This is a genomic window from Micromonospora sp. WMMD964 (assembly GCF_029581455.1).
Classification (GTDB): Bacteria; Actinomycetota; Actinomycetes; order Mycobacteriales; family Micromonosporaceae; genus Micromonospora.
Map to the genome: position 1 here is coordinate 323,563 of NZ_CP120860.1, position 16,254 is coordinate 339,816.

General features: G+C 70.0%; 17 protein-coding genes. 2 read left to right on the forward strand and 15 right to left on the reverse strand.

Translation table 11 applies throughout. From position 1 onward, the window contains the following. Window positions 1–28 precede the first annotated feature (28 nt). Complete coding sequence (locus tag O7616_RS01455) at window positions 29–601, reverse strand: peptidoglycan-binding domain-containing protein (protein WP_282305319.1); 573 nt, start codon at window positions 599–601, stop codon at window positions 29–31. Between the two features lie 171 nt (window positions 602–772). On the opposite strand from O7616_RS01455, the gene O7616_RS01460 reads away from it, so the two are divergent. Further along, on the forward strand, window positions 773–3,574 hold the full coding sequence (locus tag O7616_RS01460; protein WP_282305320.1) for a BTAD domain-containing putative transcriptional regulator: 2,802 nt from the start codon (window positions 773–775) through the stop codon (window positions 3,572–3,574). 55 nt (window positions 3,575–3,629) lie between these two features. On the opposite strand, the gene O7616_RS01465 is transcribed toward O7616_RS01460, so the two are convergent. Both O7616_RS01465 and O7616_RS01470 read right to left on the reverse strand, forming a co-directional pair. Next, the gene (locus O7616_RS01465) at window positions 3,630–5,309 is read right to left on the reverse strand and encodes an ATP-binding cassette domain-containing protein (RefSeq protein ID WP_282305321.1); all 1,680 of its coding nucleotides are present in this window, start codon (window positions 5,307–5,309) and stop codon (window positions 3,630–3,632) included. Window positions 5,310–5,350: 41 nt separating this feature from the next. Further along, window positions 5,351–5,956, reverse strand: a complete 606-nt coding sequence (locus O7616_RS01470; RefSeq protein WP_282305322.1) for a methyltransferase — start codon at window positions 5,954–5,956, stop codon at window positions 5,351–5,353. 103 nt (window positions 5,957–6,059) lie between these two features. On the opposite strand from O7616_RS01470, the gene O7616_RS01475 reads away from it, so the two are divergent. Next, window positions 6,060–7,160, forward strand: a complete 1,101-nt coding sequence (locus O7616_RS01475) for a hypothetical protein (RefSeq protein ID WP_282305323.1) — start codon at window positions 6,060–6,062, stop codon at window positions 7,158–7,160. A gap of 8 nt (window positions 7,161–7,168) precedes the next feature. Here O7616_RS01475 and truA read toward each other — a convergent pair whose 3' ends face one another. The 12 genes from truA to secY all read right to left on the reverse strand — a co-directional run bounded on the left by truA (window position 7,169) and on the right by secY (window position 16,050). Then, complete coding sequence (truA, locus tag O7616_RS01480) at window positions 7,169–7,999, reverse strand: tRNA pseudouridine(38-40) synthase TruA (protein ID WP_282305324.1); 831 nt, start codon at window positions 7,997–7,999, stop codon at window positions 7,169–7,171. Between the two features lie 67 nt (window positions 8,000–8,066). Next, complete coding sequence (rplQ, locus tag O7616_RS01485; RefSeq protein ID WP_282264471.1) at window positions 8,067–8,624, reverse strand: 50S ribosomal protein L17; 558 nt, start codon at window positions 8,622–8,624, stop codon at window positions 8,067–8,069. A gap of 34 nt (window positions 8,625–8,658) precedes the next feature. Continuing rightward, the gene (locus O7616_RS01490; RefSeq protein ID WP_007465227.1) at window positions 8,659–9,681 is read right to left on the reverse strand and encodes a DNA-directed RNA polymerase subunit alpha; all 1,023 of its coding nucleotides are present in this window, start codon (window positions 9,679–9,681) and stop codon (window positions 8,659–8,661) included. Window positions 9,682–9,781: 100 nt separating this feature from the next. Then, window positions 9,782–10,408: a 30S ribosomal protein S4 gene (rpsD, locus tag O7616_RS01495; RefSeq protein ID WP_088987589.1), complete on the reverse strand. Its 627-nt coding sequence runs from the start codon at window positions 10,406–10,408 to the stop codon at window positions 9,782–9,784. A gap of 13 nt (window positions 10,409–10,421) precedes the next feature. After that, on the reverse strand, window positions 10,422–10,829 hold the full coding sequence (rpsK, locus tag O7616_RS01500; RefSeq protein ID WP_007073011.1) for a 30S ribosomal protein S11: 408 nt from the start codon (window positions 10,827–10,829) through the stop codon (window positions 10,422–10,424). Window positions 10,830–10,917: 88 nt separating this feature from the next. Beyond that, entirely contained in the window at window positions 10,918–11,298 is a 381-nt protein-coding gene (gene rpsM / locus O7616_RS01505) for a 30S ribosomal protein S13 (RefSeq protein ID WP_030329917.1), read from the reverse strand. A 212-nt stretch (window positions 11,299–11,510) separates the two neighbouring features. Continuing rightward, a complete protein-coding gene (rpmJ, locus tag O7616_RS01510) occupies window positions 11,511–11,624 on the reverse strand; it encodes a 50S ribosomal protein L36 (protein WP_012184307.1) in 114 nt (37 codons plus the stop codon). Between the two features lie 91 nt (window positions 11,625–11,715). Continuing rightward, window positions 11,716–11,937 carry a translation initiation factor IF-1 gene (gene infA, locus O7616_RS01515; RefSeq protein WP_007073013.1) on the reverse strand — a complete coding sequence of 74 codons (222 nt, stop codon included), beginning with the start codon at window positions 11,935–11,937 and terminating at the stop codon, window positions 11,716–11,718. A 364-nt stretch (window positions 11,938–12,301) separates the two neighbouring features. Then, entirely contained in the window at window positions 12,302–12,871 is a 570-nt protein-coding gene (locus O7616_RS01520) for a DUF1707 domain-containing protein (protein ID WP_282307501.1), read from the reverse strand. Between the two features lie 257 nt (window positions 12,872–13,128). Further along, the gene (gene map, locus O7616_RS01525; RefSeq protein WP_282264469.1) at window positions 13,129–13,980 is read right to left on the reverse strand and encodes a type I methionyl aminopeptidase; all 852 of its coding nucleotides are present in this window, start codon (window positions 13,978–13,980) and stop codon (window positions 13,129–13,131) included. An 87-nt stretch (window positions 13,981–14,067) separates the two neighbouring features. Then, window positions 14,068–14,721: an adenylate kinase gene (locus O7616_RS01530; RefSeq protein ID WP_282264468.1), complete on the reverse strand. Its 654-nt coding sequence runs from the start codon at window positions 14,719–14,721 to the stop codon at window positions 14,068–14,070. Then, window positions 14,722–16,050 (reverse strand): preprotein translocase subunit SecY, encoded by a 1,329-nt coding sequence (secY, locus tag O7616_RS01535; protein ID WP_282305325.1) that lies wholly within the window; start codon window positions 16,048–16,050, stop codon window positions 14,722–14,724. Between the last annotated feature and the right edge of the window lie 204 nt (window positions 16,051–16,254).

The following is a 16,254-nucleotide window of genomic DNA, read 5'->3' on the forward strand; positions in this document are numbered from 1 at the left end:
CCCGGAAGGAGCCAGCCGGTCCTGAAGATCAGCAGGAGCGGGTGTTGTAGGTGGCCCAGTAGGGGCCGCCGCCCTGCGGCGGGTAGAACCGGTAGTTCCCGTCGGGCGATCGCTGCAGGACGAACTCGTGCGCGCTGTACGCGCTCCTGGAGCCCCGTGCCCCCCGGTACACCACGTACCGCCACCCGCTCTGGTCGTCGGTCTGCGCGAGCCTGTCGCCGGCCTTCGTCCAGCTGTTCCGGCCGGCGGAACCGTCCGCGGTGAGGCTCTTGTCGCGCTGGAAGTTCCTCGTTGCGGCATCGGTCTGGTCGCCGAAGATGCCGTCGATCCCGGACGAGGGCAGGTAACCATTTGCCCAGAGAATGGTCTGCCACAGACAGGTGACGTTCGAGCTGCGGTGCGTCCCGACGTTGACGACGCCCTCGTCATCGAAATCGTCGGATACCGCACCGGTGCCGTGGACGTACGCCCTGCCGGTGTAGGAGCCGCTGGCCGCGGCCGGCGTGGCGAGCGTGACGTTGAGTCCGATGGCCAACGCCGCGCCGACCGCGGGGACCGCAGCCTTACCGAGCACCCGGCGGATGGAGTGGAGCGAAGACATGCATCTCCCTGTTTGGACGGAAGTGGATACTTCGATGGGCGATGGAACGGTTGAACGGTAAGGTGGGGCCGGTACATCCGCCGCACAACTGGCGTACAGGGCACCCGCCCGCCCCGTCATCCCGGGTGCGGCGCGCGTCCGGATTGCAGCGCCCACATGTGAGGTGCCTGGTTGCGTTTCGACATCCTCGGCCCGTTCCGGGTGTACCGCGAAGGCCGGCCGGTTCCGCTGGGCTCGGTGAAGCAACGCCTCCTGCTGGCCGGCCTCCTGTTGCGCCCGAACGAGGTCGTCGGCACCAACGAGTTGGCGTCGATGCTGTGGGGCGACGAGGAGCCGGCGTCGGCCGCGGCGAACCTCCGCACCTACGTTCGCGGGCTGCGGCAGTCGCTGGGCGACCGGGAGTCCTGGAACGGGATCACCGCCGCGGCGGGCGGCTACGTGATCCGGGTGGGCCCCGACGAGCGGGACCTGGACCTCTTCGACGCCGCTGCGGCCCGAGGGCGCGACGCTCTCGCGGCCTCCGACATGGACCGTGCCGAGGCCGAGCTCTCCGCCGCGCTGGGGCTTTGGCGCGGGGCCCCACTGTCGGACCTGCCCCTGCGTTCGTCGCTGGCCAGGCGGGTGGCGCAGTTCGAGGAACGCCGGCTGCTCGTCGAGGAGGACTACGCGGAGGCGGTGCTGGCGCTCGGCGCACCGGCCGACGTGGTGCGCCGGCTCCGGTCCCTGCTCGACCGGCATCCGCTGCGGCAGCGTGCCTGGGGCCAGCTGATGGTGGGCCTGTACCGCATCGGGGACGTGGCCGGCGCCCTGGACGCCTTCCGACAAGCTCGGCAGGCGCTGGCGGAGGAGACCGGCCTCGATCCGGCACCGGAGCTCGTCAAGGTGTACGACGACATCCTGCATCACCGACCGGGGTTGGCAGCGCACCCACCCTCGGGCTCGGACGGGCCGGCGCCGGTGCCGCACGTCCTGCGCCCCGAGCAGTTGCCGCGCGCGGTACCGGAGTTCGTCGGTCGCGCCGCCGAACTGGCGAGCCTCGACGCGCTGCTGGAGGGCGGTGCACAGGGGTCGGGCACAGTGGCCATCTCCGCGGTGTCCGGCATGGCTGGAGTCGGCAAGACCGCCCTGGCCCTGCACTGGGCGCACCGGGTCGCCGACCGCTTTCCCGACGGCCAGCTCTATGTCAACCTTCGGGGCTACGACGAAGCCGGGGTGGTGTCCCCGCTCGACGCGCTGTCCGAATTCCTCGAAGCGCTCGGTGTGCCGCACTCCCGGATACCCGCCGGCACGGAGGCCCGGACGGGTCTCTACCGCAGCCTGCTGGCCTCCCGCCGGATGCTCGTGATGCTCGACAACGCCCGCGACTCCGCCCAGGTTCGCGCCCTGCTACCCGGTGCCGGTGGCTGCATGGTCGTGGTCACCAGCCGGGACCGGCTCGGTGGCCTGATCGCCGCCGAGTGCGCGGTGCCGTTGACACTGGGCGTGCTCACGGCGGAGGAGTCGACAAGCCTGCTCGCCGGCCGGCTCGGGGTCGGCCGCCTCGCCTCCGAGCCGGGTGCGGTGGCCGACATCGTCGAGGCCGCCGGCCGGCTACCGCTGGCGCTGGCGATAGTGGCGGCACGCGTCGCCACCCACCCCACCTTTCCGCTCAGCGCCATCGCCGCCGAGTTGCACTCCACCGAGGCGCGGCTCGACGTGTTGGCCGACGGCGACGTGCGGCGCGTCTTCTCCTGGTCGTACCTGGCGTTGCGGCCGGACGCGGCCCGGTTGTTCACCCTGCTGGGGCTGCACCCGGGCCCGGACCTGACCGCCGTCGCAGCCGCGGCACTGGCCGGTGAGCCGACCGCAGTCGTCACGCCGCGACTGCGCGAGTTGACTCGGCTCAATCTGCTGAGCGAGCACACGCCCGGCCGCTACGCCTTCCACGATCTTCTCCGCGCCTATGCCGCCGAGCTGGCGGAGTCGTCGGAGCGCGCCGACGACCACACCGCCGCCCGACAGCGCCTGTACGACCACTACCTGCACGCCGCCTATCCGGCCGCGCTACTGCTCCAGCCGCAGTGGCCCCCGATCGAGCCGGTGCCGCCGCTGCCCGTACCCACCAGGCGGCCGGCGACCGACCACGGCGGCGCGCTCGCCTGGTTCACGGCGGAGCACCGGGTGCTGATTCGGGTGGTTCGGCAGGCCGCCGAGCGCGGGTTCGAAGCGTACGCCTGGCAGATCGCCTGGGCGTTGAACACCTTCGTCGCGCCGCGTGGCCTGTGGCAGGACCAGCTCGACATCCAACGGGTCGCGCTGGCCGCCGCGGAGAAGATCGGCGACCTGGCCGGTCAGGCTGCCGCCAACCGGCTACTCTCCCGTGCCCTGACCCGACTCGGCGATCGCGATGCCGCCGAGCACCGGCTGAAGCGCGCACTCGAGCTGCACGAACGCCTCGGCGATCCGACCGGCCAGGCGCAGACGCTGCACAACTACTGTGAACTCTGCTATCTGGACGGCCGTTTCGACGAGGCCCTCGCACACGGTCGCGAGGCGCTACGGCTCTACCGGCTGGCGGGCAACCGCTCGGGTGAAGCTCGGACACTCAACGCGATCGGCTGGCTGCTGGCCACCACCGGCGACTACGCCCAGGCGATCGAGAGCTGCACAGAAGCTCTCGACCAACAACGACGAAGCGACGATCGCAACGGCCAGGCCGCGACGCTCGACAGCCTTGGCTTCGCCTACGACCGCCTCGGTGAACGCGACCGCGCGGCCGACTGCTACGAGCAGGCGATCCAACTCTTTCGCGACTCCGCCGACCGCTACCACGAGGCGGAGACCCTCATCCGACTCGGTGACACCCGGGAAGGGATGGGCGACCTGACCGCCGCCTCCTCCGCCTGGCGCCAGGCCGTGCAGATCTACGAGGACGTGGGCGACCCCGCGATTGCGGAGGCCCGCCGCCGCCTCGAACGCCTGGTTCCGTCCTAGCCCGCCGGGCAGCGCGCTCCGACGGCGCACAGCCGATCGGGCAGATCGGCGGGGATCACCCGACGTCCCAGACCGGTTCGGGAGTCTCCACCACCTCGTTGTCGCCCCGGAACAGCACGAACCGGTCGAAGGAGCGGGTGAACCAGCGGTCGTGGGTCACCGCGATCACCGTCCCCTCGAAGGCGTTCAGGCCCGCTTCGAGGGCCTCCGCGCTGGCCAGGTCGAGGTTGTCGGTGGGTTCGTCGAGCAGCAGCAGGGTCGCCCCGGACAACTCCAGCAGCAGCACCAGGAAACGGGCCTGCTGCCCGCCGGAGAGCGTGCCGAAGCGCTGGTCGCCCTGCGCCGCCAACTCGTACCGGCTGAGCACCCCCATCGCCGCGTGCCGGTCCATCCCGGTGCGGTGCTCGTCGCCCCGCCAGAGGATCTCGACGAGGGTCTTCGACATCAGCTCCGGGCGGTCGTGGGTCTGCGAGAAGTGCCCGGGGCGGACCCGGGCACCGAGCCGGGCCGTGCCGTCGTGCGCCACCGGAGCGAGCGCTCCCGCCCCGTCGACCGGCCCGTTGGCCGGGTCGGGGTCGGTGCCGCCCCGGGCCAGCAACCGCAGGAAGTGGGACTTGCCGGTGCCGTTGGCACCGAGCACCGCCACCCGGTCGCCGTACCAGATCTCCAGGTCGAAGGGGAACGTCAGGCCGTCCAACTCAAGCTGCTCGCAGACGACCGCACGCTTGCCGGTGCGCCCGCCGGCCAGCCGCATCCGGATGTCCTGGTCCTTCGGTGGTACGGGCGGCGGCCCGGCCTCCTCGAACTTGCGCAACCGGGTCTGCGCGGCCTGGTAGCGCGAGGCCAACCCGTCGTTGTACGCGGCCTTCTGCTTGTACATCAGCATCAGCTCGCGCAGCTTCTGGTGCTCCTCGTCCCAGCGCCGCCGCAGTTCGTCGAGTCGGGCGTGCCGGGCGACGCGGGCGTCGTGCCAGCCGGCGAAGCCACCCGGGTGCACCCAGGCGCTGCCACCCTCGACGGCGACCACCCGGTCCGCGCTCTGGGCCAGCAGCTCACGGTCGTGCGAGACGTAGAGCACCGACTTGGTCGACTCACGCAGCCGCGCCTCCAGCCAACGCTTGCCGGGCACGTCGAGGAAGTTGTCCGGCTCGTCGAGCAGCAGCACCTCGTCCGGGCCACGCAGCAGCAACTCCAGGGCGAAGCGCTTCTGCTGGCCACCGGAGAGGGTGCGCACCGGCCGGTCCCGGACCGCGTCCCACTGTCGGCCCAGCACGATCGTCGCGACGGTGTCGAAGAGCACCTCGGCGTCGTACCCGCCGGCCTCGCCCCAGGCGCCGAGCGCGTCCGCGTACGCCAACTGGGCCTTGCTCGCGGCGTTGCTGAACTTGCCCCGGGCTTCGGCGGCCCGCATAGCCGTCTCGGTCTCGCCCAGCCGGCGGCCGGCGTCGCGCAGTGCGGGCGGGGCGAGCGACAGCGCCAGGTCGGCGAGCGTCGACTCATCGCCGATCATGCCGATGAACTGGCGCATCACGCCCAGCCCACCGGCGCGTGCGACGACGCCGGTGCGCACCGGCAGATCACCGGCGACCATCCTCAGCAGTGTCGTCTTACCCGCGCCGTTCGGCCCGACCAGGGCGACCTTGGCGCCCTCCCCGACCCGGAACGACACGTCGGCGAAGAGTTCCCGACCGTCGGGCAGAATGTGCCCGACCCCTGCCACGTCCACGTATCCCACGCGGGGATCCTGCCCCAGCGAGGGCCGGAGGGGACATCCAATTACCGGGTGACTCGTAGCACCCGGAAGCCTTTCTGGCTGGCGTGCCGCTCCACCTGCCAGTTCTGCTCGGTGAGCCAGCGCTGCAACGAGTCGCCGCCGAGGTGCCGGGCGACGACCAGCCAGCCGACGCCGTCCGGTGCGAGCCGGGGCAGCCACCGCAGCAGCAGTTCGTGCAGCCCGTCCTTACCGATCCGGATGGGAGGGTTGGACCAGATCTGGGCGAACCGAACGTCCGGCGGCACGTCGTCCGGCGCGCTGACCCGGACCCGGTCGGCGGCGTCGACCCGGGCCGCGTTGGCGGCGGTCAGCTCGCGGGCGCGGGCGTTGACGTCGACGGCCCAGACGGTGCTGGTCGGTGCCAGGTCGGCCAGGACGCAGGTGATCGGCCCGAATCCGCAGCCCAGGTCGAGCAGGTCACCGCTGGTGTCGGCGGCGGGCAGCTCCGCCTTGCGCAGCAGCACAGCGGTGCCCGGGTCGAGTCGGCTGGCGGAGAAGACCCCGCCCGCGGAGGCGAGCCGGTAGTCGCGGTCGGCGACGGAGAACTCGACCTCGCGCGCCGGGGCGTCGCTGGCGGGCTGAGCGGTGAAGTAGTGGTCGCCGGTCACGTCGGCAATTCTCGCACCGGTCGGGGCCGACCCCGACGCGGCCTGCGCACGCATTTCCCTGAAATTATCACCAAAAGGGACAATAGCTCTTACTCTGGGCGACATGGTGTATCGGTACGAGTCCGATGAGGACGCTTTCGAGGAGTACCCGGAGCCCGGGTCCGACCGCTCGGCGCTCGGCGCCGGTCCGCCCCCGCCGGCCGGGCCCTCACCGTCACGCTTCCCCGCGCCGTCGCTGCCCCGGCCGAACCAGCTCTCGCTGCCGTCGTCCTCGCGGCCGTCGCCGTCGCTGCCGTCTTCGTCGCAGCCGTCGCTACCGCCACCGCCGCCGGCCCGTGCCGAGATCCCGCCCGCCGCGCCCCGCAGCCAGGTCTACACCTCGGCCACGCCGATGGAGCCGCCCACCCGGCGCGGCGGCGGCCGACTGTGGCAGGTGTTGATCGGGGGTGCGGCCGTCCTGGTGCTGCTCGCCCTCTGCGGCCTGGGTGCCGCCGCGCTGCTCTCCGAACGCGGCCCGCAACCGCAGTCCACCCCGACGTTCCAACCGAACGCCGCACCGACGTCCGCCCCGGCGGAACGGCTCACCCTGGACTCCCGAGACACCGACCAGTCCCCGCTCACCGCCAAGGAACTCTTCCCCGGCAAGGAACTGAAGCTCGGCGAAGGTCAGCCGAGTTACCAGGTCGTGAAGACCCAGTCCAGCGGCAGTTGCGCGGTCGCCGCCACCGGCGAGGTCGCCGACCTGCTGGTCCGACTCGGCTGCAACCAGGTCGTCCGGGCCACGCTGCGGACACCCGGCGGCGATCACCTGGTCACCGCCGGACTGTTCAACCTCACCGACAAGGCCAGTGCGGAACGGGCCCGGGACCGCGTTCGACAACTGCTCGACGAGCGGCAGGGTCGGTTCCGTGGCCTCACCGGCAACGAGGGCGACGGCACCGACGTGCTCGCCAGCGCTCCGGCACGGGTCGGCTGGCAGGTACGCGGCCACTACCTGGCGTACGCCCTGGTGGTCCGCGAGGACGGAACTGCGATCAAGGCGGGCGACGCCAAGGTCGGCGAGATCCTGTTCGACATGATCGAGCTGCACCTCAGCCGTGGAGTGCTGCAACAACGCGCCGACGGTGGCACCGCCGCACAACCGACGGCAGCGCCGACCGACAACAGCGGCACGCAGAGCGGCGACGACCTGCCGGGCGACTGACCCGGAGGTCAGCCCTCGACCGGAACCCGCAGCCGACGGGTGAGGTCCGCACGGCGGGCGTACTCCGCCGGATCGGTCGGGTAACCCACGGCCACCAGCGTCAATCCGCGCGCCGGTGCCACCGTCACCTCGCTGGAACGCTCCCGATTGATGAGCAGGCTGCCCGGCCACTCGACCGGCCGGCGGCCGTCACCCGCCACCAGCATCGCCCCCACCAGGCTGCGCACCATCGCCTGGCAGAACGCGTCGGCCTGGACGGTGGCGACCAGGATGCCGTCCGGGTCGCGCCGCCAGTCCAGCCGGGTCACCTCGCGCAGCGTGGTCGCGTTCTCCTTGCGCCGGCAGTACGCGGCGAAGTCGTGCTCACCGACCAGGCCGCCCGCCGCGGCGTTCAACGCGGCCAGGTCCAGCGGCTTCGGCCAGGCCAACACCTCGTGCCGACGCAGCGGCTCGGCACCGAAGGGCGCGTCGGTGACCCGGTACTCGTAGCGCCGGAAGGTCGCCGAGAACCGGGCGTCGAAGTCGGCCGGCACCTCGGTCATCGCGCGTACGCGTACGTCGCCGGGGAGCAGCCGGGCCAGGCGGCGCAGCAACCGCCCCTCGTGCTCCCGCCACACGTCAGCGGGTAGGTCCAGGTGGCAGACCTGCCCGGTGGCGTGCACCCCGGCGTCGGTCCGCCCGGCCACCGTCAGCCCGGTGACCGTGTCGGCACCGAGGACCAGGGCCAGGGTCTCGATCAGCACCCCGGCGACAGTGCGGCGGGTCGGCTGCGGGGCCCACCCGGAGAAGTCCGTGCCGTCGTACGAGACGTCCAGCCGCAGCCGGATCAGCTCGTCCACCTCGTACCTCCTGTAACGGGTCGGGCCCGACACCCCGATGGGGTGCCGGGCCCGACGATGCCCTTGATCAGGCCTTGTTCTCGGTGGCCTCGTCGCTGTCCTCGCGGGCGGCGTCGGTGTCACCGGACGCCGACACCGGCGCCTCGGAGTCCTGGTCGGCGTCGGCCGACTTCGGGGCCTCCTCGGCCGGGGCGAGCGCCTCGACCTTGTCCTGCTGCGCGGCCTTGCGGGCGGCGGTCTTCTTGTTCGCCTTCGGCTCGGCGACCTGAAGCTCCTCCACCAGCTCGATGATCGCCATCGGAGCGGCGTCACCCTTGCGCGGGCCGGTCTTCACGATCCGGGTGTAACCGCCGGGGCGGTTGGCGTACCGGGGCGCGATCTGGTCGAACAGGGCGTAGACCACGTCCTTGTCCTTGACGACACCCAGCACCCGCCGACGCGAGGCGAGGTCACCACGCTTGGCCTTGGTGATGAGCTGCTCGGCCAGCGGACGCAGCCGCCGAGCCTTCGTCTCGGTGGTCTGGATCTTGCCGTGCTGGAACAGCGCAGTGGCCAGGTTGGCCAGCATCAGCCGCTCGTGCGAGGGGCTGCCGCCGAGGCGGGGGCCCTTGGTGGGCGTGGGCATTTTTGGTGCTCCTCAGTTGTGGCGGCAGCGCGGACTAGAGCTGCTCGGTCTCGCGGTAGTCGTCGGTGTCGTAGTCGGCCTCGCCGAAGGTGTCCACGACGTGCGCCGGGTCGAAGTTCGGAGCCGAGTCCTTCAGCCCGAGACCCATCCCGGCGAGCTTCATCTTGACCTCGTCGATCGACTTCTGACCGAAGTTACGAATGTCGAGGAGGTCGGCCTCGGTACGCCCGATGAGCTCACCAACGGAGTTGATGCCCTCGCGCTTGAGGCAGTTGTAGGAGCGGACGGTGAGGTCCAGCTCCTCGATCGGCAGAGCGAGGTCCGCCGCCAGCTGGGCGTCCTGCGGGGACGGCCCGATGTCGATGCCCTCGGCGGTCTCGTCCAGCTCCCGGGCCAGCCCGAAGAGCTCCACCAGCGTCGAACCGGCGGAGGCCAGCGCGGTACGCGGGCCCATCGACGGCTTGGTCTCGACGTCGATGATCAGCCGGTCGAAGTCCGTGCGCTGCTCCACACGGGTCGCCTCGACGCGGTAGGTCACCTTCAGCACCGGCGAGTAGATCGAGTCGACCGGGATCCGGCCGATCTCCGCACCGGACTGCTTGTTCTGCGCGGCCGTCACGTAACCCCGGCCCCGCTCGACGGTCAGCTCCATGTCGAGCCGGCCCTTGCCGTTGAGGGTGGCGAGCTTGAGATCCGGGTTGTGCACCGAGACGCCGGCCGGGGGCTGGATGTCGCCCGCCGTCACGTCGCCCGGGCCCTGCTTGCGCAGGTACATGCTGACCGGCTCGTCGTGCTCGGAGCTGACGCACAGCTCCTTGATGTTCATGACGAGCTCGACCACGTCCTCCTTGACACCGGGGATCGTGGTGAACTCGTGCAGAACGCCGTCGATCTTGATCGAGGTGACGGCCGCGCCCGGGATCGACGACAGCAGCGTACGCCGCAGCGAGTTACCCAGGGTGTAGCCGAAGCCCGGCTCCAGCGGCTCGATGGCGAACCGCGACCGGGTCTCGTTGATCGACTCCTCGGACAGGGAGGGTCGCTGGCTGATGAGCATCTTTTCTCTTCTCTTCCGGGACGCCCGCTATTTGACGTCCACGACACAAACTGTTCCGGTGGCCCGCCCCTGGCGGGACGGGCCACCGCAACGAGCCCGACTACTTGGAGTAGAGCTCGACGATCAGCTGCTCCTGGACCTGCGTGTCGATGACCTGCCGGGCCGGGAGGGAGTGCACGAGCACCTTCATCTGGCTCGGGATGGCCTCGAGCCACGCCGGAACCGTCTTCGAGCCGGCCTGGGCCTGCGCGACGACGAACGGGGTGAGCTCCTTGCTCTTGCCCCGAACCTCGATGATGTCGTGCTCCTTGACGCGGTACGACGGGATGTCGACCTTCTTGCCGTTCACCGTGAAGTGACCGTGCTTGACCAGCTGGCGGGCCATGTCCCGCGAGTGGGCGAAGCCGGCCCGGTAAACGACGTTGTCCAGCCGCGACTCGAGGATCTGCAGGAGGACCTCACCGGTCTTGGCCTGCTTGCCGACGGCTTCCTCGTAGTAGCCGCGGAACTGCTTCTCCAGCACGCCGTAGACGCGGCGGGCCTTCTGCTTCTCACGGAGCTGGAGCAGGTACTCCGTCTCCTTGGTGCGGCCGCGGCCGTGCTGCCCGGGCGGGAACGGCCGGGACTCGAACGGGCACTTCGGACCATCGCACTTGCTGCCCTTGAGGAACAGCTTCATCTTCTCCCGCCGGCAACGGCGGCAGTCAGCACCGGTGTAACGAGCCATCTCTCTCTACCTCTCAGACCCGGCGACGCTTCGGCGGACGGCATCCGTTGTGCGGCTGCGGGGTGACGTCGGAGATCTGACCGACCTCGAGGCCCACGGCCTGCAGCGAACGGATGGCGGTCTCCCGGCCGGAGCCGGGGCCCTTGACGAACACGTCGACCTTGCGCATGCCGTGCTCCATGGCGCGACGCGCGGCGGCTTCGGCGGCCAGCTGCGCGGCGAACGGAGTCGACTTGCGAGAGCCCTTGAAGCCGACCTGGCCGGCGGAGGCCCAGGAGATGACCGCACCGGTCGGGTCCGTGATGGACACGATGGTGTTGTTGAACGTGCTCTTGATGTGCGCCTGCCCGTGGGCGACGTTCTTGCGTTCCTTGCGCCGGACCTTCTTGACAGCGGCTCCGGCACGAGCCTTCGGTGGCATAAGTCTTCTGCGCTCCTAGTTGACTTCCCGATACAGGTTGCGGCCTGGCCTAGCTCGGCGGACCCAGACCCGTATTCCGGTCTACGTCTTACTTCTTGCCGGGCTTCTTCTTGCCGGCGACGGTCCGCTTCGGGCCCTTGCGGGTCCGGGCGTTGGTCTTGGTCCGCTGGCCACGCACGGGCAGGCCCCGGCGGTGCCGGATGCCGGCGTAGCAGCCGATCTCAACCTTGCGGCGGATGTCAGCGGCGACCTCGCGGCGCAGGTCGCCTTCAACCTTGTAGTTGCCCTCGATGTGGTCGCGGAGCTGCACGAGCTCCTCGTCCGTGAGGTCCCGAGCGCGCTTGTCCGGCGAGATGCCGGTGGCGGCGAGCGTCTCCAGGGCGCGGGTGCGACCGACCCCGAAGATGTAGGTGAGCGCGATCTCCAACCGCTTTTCGCGGGGGAGATCCACGCCGACTAGACGTGCCATGTGCGGGCGTACTCCTCGTTATGTGTGGCGGAGGTGTGGACCCGTCCCACCCCGCTACCGGCCGTCCCGTCTTTCCGACGCGAGAAGCGCCGGCGACCGGGATCGGTCGCTGCCCAAGCGGGCCCCGGCCTCCGACCGGGGGTCAGCCACGAAGGAGTACGTCTCGCGTACCGCTCGCGGCTGGGACGAGCATGTGTGATGTGTGGGCTGACTCAGCCCTGGCGCTGCTTGTGGCGCGGGTCGGTGCAGATCACCATGACCCGGCCGTGCCGGCGGATAACCCGGCACTTGTTGCAGATCCTCTTGACGCTCGGCTTGACCTTCACGGTTGCCTTACTTCCCATCTGGCCCGGGGACGCGCTCTGCGCGACGCCGGACGTCGAAGACGGACACGGGACTTCCCGGCCGTCGTCAGGACTACTTGTAGCGGTAGACGATGCGCCCGCGGGTCAGGTCGTACGGCGAGAGTTCGACGACGACCCGGTCCTCCGGAAGGATGCGGATGTAGTGCTGTCGCATCTTCCCGCTGATGTGAGCCAACACCTTGTGACCGTTCGCGAGCTCCACCCGGAACATGGCGTTCGGCAGGGGCTCGATGACCCGACCCTCGATCTCAATGGCTCCGTCTTTTTTCGGCATGTCCTCCGCTGTCCTGACGTCGATTGCTCCGGGCGACCCACAACGCCTTACACGGAAATCTGACCATGATCAGAAGACCGCGCCAGCCGCGGCTCCAGCTCCCACCGAAGCGCAGGGTGGGCATGCCGGAGTGGACGCTGTGCGCCGATCTGAAAGTGTACGCCCGCCGACTGGCGCCCGCCAAACCGGCCACCCGCTCCGACCCGCAGACTCTCGTTGATCATGCAGTTGCCGCCGGCGCATCATGATCGACTCGCCTTCACGGAACCCGCGGTGACGAACCGCCTTCGACACCCCGGCTTCGCGGATCCCGAGTCGATCAAGGGATCAGCCACCCGCCGCGGACGGTGAGGTGGCGTCGAGGTCAGGCCGGTGCGGTGGGGTCGTCCGGTTCGTCCGACTCGGCGGCGCGCAACTCGCGCCGCCGCTCCCGCTTGTCCCGTTTACGCTGCCGGCGGCGCTCCCGTTCGACGGCCTGGCGCTGCGGCTCTCCGCCGGTCAGCCCGGTGACCGTGCGGACCAGCAGCACCGCACCCCACGGCCCGGCCACCCACACCGGCCAGAAGTAGAGCAGGTCCCGACTGAGCAGCGAGGCCACCGCCCAGATCGTCACCACGATGGCCACCACGTTGAGGTACGGCAGCCACACCTCGGCCAGCCAACGGGCGGTGACGCCGCGGGTGGCGACCGGGCCGGACTGGACACCCGGCGCGCCGACCGCCGGAGCGGTACCCACAGCCGGTGCCAGTCCGGACCGCTGCGGCGGCGTCACCGGCGGCAGATCGGTCAGGAGCACTTCAAGATCAGCGTATGTACGCGCCGCATACGCCCGCTGCAACCGCTCGTCGTACTCGTGCAGGTCCAACCGACCCTCGTTGAGGGCGACCCGCAACCGTTCGGCCACTGCTTCCCGGTCCGCGTCCGCCGCTCGCATCCCGTCGTGCCCGTCCATGCGCGCAAGCATGCCACCGCCACGCCAATCCGGCCCCACCCCGGTCCAACCGGCGCACTTGATCGACTCCGTATCGCCGACCTGGGGGCATCCGAGCGCCCTGATACCGCCATTCCGGCGATACGGAGTCGATCACTAGGGCGGAGCGGTGGCGAGGCGGGCTGGCCGGTCACGACAGGGTCGGGGCGACGCAGCCGGTCCGCCCGGCTGTTCGGGAATGACCGGCCGGGCTCGGCTGATCAGGGGGTCGTCGAGGCGGCGGGCTGACGGGCGGTGACCAGGTCACCGAGGCGGGCCCGGCCCCCGTCGAACGCGGTCAGCACCCAGACCCCGTCCGGCAGCAGCGCCATCGAGTGCTCGACGTGCGCTGCCACCGAGCCGTCCCGGGTGACGACCGTCCACCCGTCGGACAACTCGACGGTACGCGGGGAGGCCATCGTGATCATCGGCTCGATGGCCAACGCCATGCCGGGAACCAGGCGCGGGCCCTTGCCCGGCCGGCCGTGGTTGAGCACGTGCGGGTCCTGGTGCATCTCCGTGCCGATGCCGTGCCCGCCGTAGCCGTCGACGATGCCGTACCGGCCGCCCTTGCGGACGGCGGTCTCCACCGCGTGGGAGATGTCCGTGAGCCGGCCCTTGCCGCTCGCCGCGCCACGAGCGGCGGCGGCGATACCGGCCCACATGGCGTCCTCGGCGACCTCGGCCATCTTCAGCAGTGCCGGGTCGACGTCGCCGACCCCGACCGTGATCGCGGAGTCGCCGTGCCACCCGTCCAGCACGGCTCCGCAGTCGATGCTGATGAGGTCGCCGTCGGCGAGCACCTGCTTCGGCGAGGGGATCGCGTGGACGATCTGCTCGTTGACCGAGGAGCAGATCGACGCAGGGAAGCCGTGGTAGCCCTTGAACGACGGGACGCCACCCGCCTCGCGGATGGTCGACTCGGCGATGGCGTCCAGATCGGCGGTGCTCACACCGGGGGCGACAGCCTCCCGCATCCGTCGAAGCGCCTCGGCCACCACCAGCCCGGCGGCCCGCATCTTCTCGATCTGGTCAGGGGTCTTCAGCTGGATGTCCAGCTGGGGACGACGCATGGAGCGATTACCTTTCGTTGCAGAACAGCGGGGCACGTCTCGCGTACCCCGCTGTTCGCACTCTATCCGCCGTGGTCCGGCCGGACCTCAGCCGCCGTACGACCGCAGGGCGTCGATGGCCCGGGTGGTGACGTCCTCCACCGGCCCGGTCGCGTCGATCCCGACCAGCTTGCCCTGGGCGCCGTAGTAGTCGACCAGGGGCGCGGTCTTCTCGCCGTACTCCCGAAGCCGGGTGGCGATCGTCTCCGGCTTGTCGTCGTCGCGCTGGAACAGCTCGGCGCCGCACCGGTCACAGATGCCGGGCCGGGTGGTGGCGTCGAACTCGACGTGCCAGATCTTGCCGCAGCCCCGGCAGGTGCGCCTGCCGGAGAGCCGCCGGATCACCTCGTCGTCGTCGACGACCAGCTCCAGGACCAGGTCGAGCGCCGTCCCCAGATCGGCGAGGAGCTTGTCCAGAGCGGCCGCCTGCGGAGTGGTCCGCGGGAAGCCGTCGAGCAGGAACCCCTCGCTGGCGTCGGGCTCGGCCAGCCGGTCCCGGACCATGTTGATGGTGACCTCGTCCGGAACCAGCTCGCCCGCGTCCATGTACCGCTTCGCCTCGACACCCAGCGGAGTGCCCTGGGTGACGTTCGACCGGAAGATGTCTCCGGTCGAGATCTTCGGCACCGAGAGGTGCGCGGCGATGAACTCGGCCTGTGTGCCCTTGCCCGCCCCCGGCGGGCCAACCAGAACGAGTCTCATCTACCGCAGGAACCCTTCGTAGTTCCGCTGCATGAGTTGGCTCTCGATCTGCTTCACGGTCTCCAGACCGACGCCGACCATGATGAGCACAGCGGTGCCGCCGAACGGGAAGTTCTGGTACTGCTGGTTGTCCAGCCAGATGAAGAAGAAGTTCGGCAGGATCGAGATGACACCCAGGTAGAGCGCGCCCGGCAGGGTGATCCGGCTGAGGATGAAGTCCAGGTAGTCGGCCGTCGGCTTGCCCGGGCGGATGCCCGGCACGAACCCGCCGTACTTCTTCATGTTGTCCGCGACCTCGGTCGGGTTGAACGTGATCGAGACGTAGAAGTACGTGAAGAAGATGATCAGCAGGAAGTAGACCGAGATGTAGATCGGGCTGCTCGGGTTGACCAGGTTGTTCTGGATCCACGCCTGGGTCTTGCCCGGGTCGGTCTGGTCGAAGAACTGCAGGGCCAGCTGCGGCAGGTAGAGCAGCGACGAGCCGAAGATGACCGGGATGACACCCGCCTGGTTGACCTTGAGCGGGATGTAGGTCGAGGTGCCGCCGTACATCCGCCGGCCGATCATCCGCTTGGCGTACTGCACCGGGATCCGGCGCTGCGCCTGCTCGATGAAGGTGACAGCGGTGATGACCACCAGGACCAGCGCGATGACCAGGGCGAACATGTCCCAGCCCTTGCTGGTCTTGATCTGCCAGCCCTCGCTGGGCAGCCGGGCCGCGATCGAGGTGAAGATCAGGACGGACATGCCGTTGCCGACGCCGCGGTCGGTGATCAGCTCACCGAGCCACATGACCATGCCGGTACCGGCGGTCATCGTCATCACCAGGATGGACAGCGTCAGCCAGTCCGGGATGCCGGTGCCGGTGGGGATGATCGGGAACTGGTCGCAGCGGTTCTGGAAGAGCTGGCCCGAGCGGGCCAGGGCCACGAACGCCGACGCCTGCAGTACACCGAGACCGAGGGTCAGGTAGCGGGTGTACTGGGTGATCTTCGCCTGGCCGGCCTGGCCCTCCTTGCGGAGCTGCTCGAGGCGCGGGATCACGACGGTCAGCAGCTGCAGGATGATCGACGCGGTGATGTAGGGCATGATGCCCAGCGCGAAGACCGAGAGCTGCAGCAGCGCTCCGCCGGAGAAGAGGTTGAGCAGGTTCACCACCCCGGTGGTGTCACCCTGGATGGTGTCGAGGCACTTCTGCACGTTGCCGTACGAGACGCCTGGGCTGGGGAGCGTCGCGCCCAGCCGGTAGACCGCGATGATGCCTACTGTGAACAGCAGCTTCTTGCGCAGGTCAGGCGTACGGAACGCACTGAGAAAGGCGGACAGCAACTTCTTCCTCCTGCGCGAGGCGGGCCGCCGGTGATCCCTGGCGGGTCGGGGTGGATCACGGGCGAGCGCCCGCAATCCATGACTGGGATGGGACTCTAACAGCCCTACCCCGCTCCGGGCAGATGCGCCCGACTACATAAATCGATTCCGATGTTACCGGGCGCTAGGGCCCCAGGCAGACCATGGCGCCCGCCAGTTGGTCAC

Coding starts and splice junctions, on each gene's coding strand:
- O7616_RS01455 (WP_282305319.1), bottom strand. CDS start 601: ATGTCTTCGCTCCACTCCATCCGCCGGGTGCTCGGTAAGGCTGCGGTC.
- O7616_RS01475 (WP_282305323.1), top strand. CDS start 6,060: ATGGTGTATCGGTACGAGTCCGATGAGGACGCTTTCGAGGAGTACCCG.
- rplQ (WP_282264471.1), bottom strand. CDS start 8,624: ATGCCCACGCCCACCAAGGGCCCCCGCCTCGGCGGCAGCCCCTCGCAC.
- O7616_RS01490 (WP_007465227.1), bottom strand. CDS start 9,681: ATGCTCATCAGCCAGCGACCCTCCCTGTCCGAGGAGTCGATCAACGAG.
- rpsD (WP_088987589.1), bottom strand. CDS start 10,408: ATGGCTCGTTACACCGGTGCTGACTGCCGCCGTTGCCGGCGGGAGAAG.
- rpsK (WP_007073011.1), bottom strand. CDS start 10,829: ATGCCACCGAAGGCTCGTGCCGGAGCCGCTGTCAAGAAGGTCCGGCGC.
- rpsM (WP_030329917.1), bottom strand. CDS start 11,298: ATGGCACGTCTAGTCGGCGTGGATCTCCCCCGCGAAAAGCGGTTGGAG.
- infA (WP_007073013.1), bottom strand. CDS start 11,937: ATGCCGAAAAAAGACGGAGCCATTGAGATCGAGGGTCGGGTCATCGAG.
- O7616_RS01520 (WP_282307501.1), bottom strand. CDS start 12,871: ATGCGAGCGGCGGACGCGGACCGGGAAGCAGTGGCCGAACGGTTGCGG.
- map (WP_282264469.1), bottom strand. CDS start 13,980: ATGCGTCGTCCCCAGCTGGACATCCAGCTGAAGACCCCTGACCAGATC.
- O7616_RS01530 (WP_282264468.1), bottom strand. CDS start 14,721: ATGAGACTCGTTCTGGTTGGCCCGCCGGGGGCGGGCAAGGGCACACAG.